At 57.4% G+C, this 1,873-nt stretch carries 1 protein-coding gene; it reads right to left on the bottom strand.

What is annotated here, in order from left to right; genetic code table 11:
• Positions 1-553 precede the first annotated feature (553 nt).
• Positions 554-1,795 carry a hypothetical protein gene (locus ACFQ2S_RS13425; protein WP_386075177.1) on the bottom strand — a complete coding sequence of 414 codons (1,242 nt, stop codon included), beginning with the start codon at positions 1,793-1,795 and terminating at the stop codon, positions 554-556.
• Positions 1,796-1,873 lie beyond the last annotated feature (78 nt).

Below are 1,873 nucleotides of genomic sequence, written 5' to 3'. Positions count from 1 at the left end.
AAAGGATCCTTAAAGGAATCCGTTCGGTTGATGTTCGGACCAAGCAGGCGCGATCAGCCAGTAAGGAGTTCTTAATGCATTGTAAATAAACAATTAGTTCGAAGCCCTGCCCAAACACGAAAAAGCCAAGGGCCGTTGGTTAACGGGCGCCATCACGTCACCTCGAAAACCGTACTCTGGCGGAAAAAAAATCTGCGCGTTTGGGATGAGACGGGTCTGTGGACCTCGAACTCCGGACTTTTGACCCACCCCCTCCCTCGCCGGCTGCTGGTTCAGGCCATGTAGGCGCGAGGACTGCGTGATTGATGCCATGTTGGGACGGGAACGCTGGCCTCGGGACAATGGAATGTCCCATCTAACGATATGGAATCACGGATTTTTTCAAATGGGACAAGATAGGAAAAGAACGAACCCCTCGTGTGGAAGCGAGATGCGTGTGGGCGAAGTAGGGGTATCTGCGCGAGGCGTCCCAAATGTCCCAGGCAGGGATACACACGAAATTTCAATGCCTTGCCTGGGACGTTGTAGCCACATTGGTTTGAGTGAGCGATGCTCAGCCAACCTCGCAGCGCAGTAGTTCCGCCGGTATCATCAGAACCCTTTGTTTCAGGCCAGTGCCAAGCCGAACCGGATTTGGCGGCTTGCATACACCGTTCAGTTTCTTCAGGGCCGAAGCATGAGCACCATCTCGCCATTTGGTGTCGGAAAATAGCTTGGCCGTGGGCGCTGATCCGCCCAGCCGAATGGCCAGTTTCGACTTATCTGGCAGGGGGTGAATGCCAAATCGGCAAAGCTCGGCAATCGGGTCTGCGCTGCCCTCGCACGGATCGCCGAACATCGTGTGATTCACCAGTTCACGTACGCTTCGCCGGACACCATGATCCAACGGCAAGGTCTTGTTCAGCAAGTACTCAAGAGCGTCTGTGCCTTCAGAGTCCTGATCTGCCTCGCCGCTTTCGTCGATAAGATTGCGAAGCATCGGGTCCAGTTTGTCCAGCCTGAGTTGGTCGACCGGCCTGTCATGCAACAGGAGATCAAGGCCCGTGAGGACCGTCGCTGCCGTATCCGCTTGCCGCGTGTCTGCCCCAAGTTGCTTTGCACGCATTGCAATCGTTGCGTGGGTCGTGTCCCAAATGAGGCTGCGCATCAACATACGACCGCGAAACTTTGCGGACAGGCCCCCGCAACAATCGCGCAGGCGAAGGAAAAGATCTGGAGGCGCGTTCACGGGCAAAGCCTTCAACTCGATCATCACAAAACGAGAGCGGTCCTGTGGTTGCAGGTGGATGTGGTTGATCGAAGTGACATAGGCCGCGCCCAACGTCCGGAAGCTGACTGCAGTGTGATCTGCACCGCCGCGGGCAATGCGTCCGCCCTTGCCGCCGGACATTGCGCGGAACAGCGCAAGCATCCTGTCCTGGCGCGATGACGTGCCGGGATTGTCTTCCGGTTCGAACTCATCGATGAGTATCGGCCGTGCGTGGTTGTTCCTCGACTGGCGGAGACCGGCCTCCGTGGCGTCGTTCACGACGCCTCCGGCGACCTCGCCAAGAAGCGTGGCTGCCAGTTCGATCAAACCGGACTTTCCGCTTCCGCGACTGCCGTGCGCATAGAGATGTGATCGCCAAGCTGGAAAGCCACCAAGGCTCGCGGCGGCAGTCCACCCGAGCCACACCGCAGCATCTTCAGGGCGCATCCAACCCCAGCATTGCTCAAGATCTTGCAGTAGTTTCTTGAAGGTGTCGGGTCGTGCTGGCGAAAAATCTGGTTTATCGATAGGTGCCGCGCCGATCATGATCTGGGAGGCACAAGTCAGCGGTCATGAGTGTCTGCGACGGATCTCGGAACAAGCCGTCTCCATCGCCGGCCGCAA

This window comes from Tropicimonas aquimaris, assembly GCF_042676185.1.
Lineage (GTDB): Bacteria > Pseudomonadota > Alphaproteobacteria > Rhodobacterales > Rhodobacteraceae > Tropicimonas > Tropicimonas aquimaris.
This window is presented reverse-complemented; position numbering and strand designations above follow the sequence as displayed.

Coding starts and splice junctions, on each gene's coding strand:
- ACFQ2S_RS13425 (WP_386075177.1), bottom strand. CDS start 1,795: ATGATCGGCGCGGCACCTATCGATAAACCAGATTTTTCGCCAGCACGA.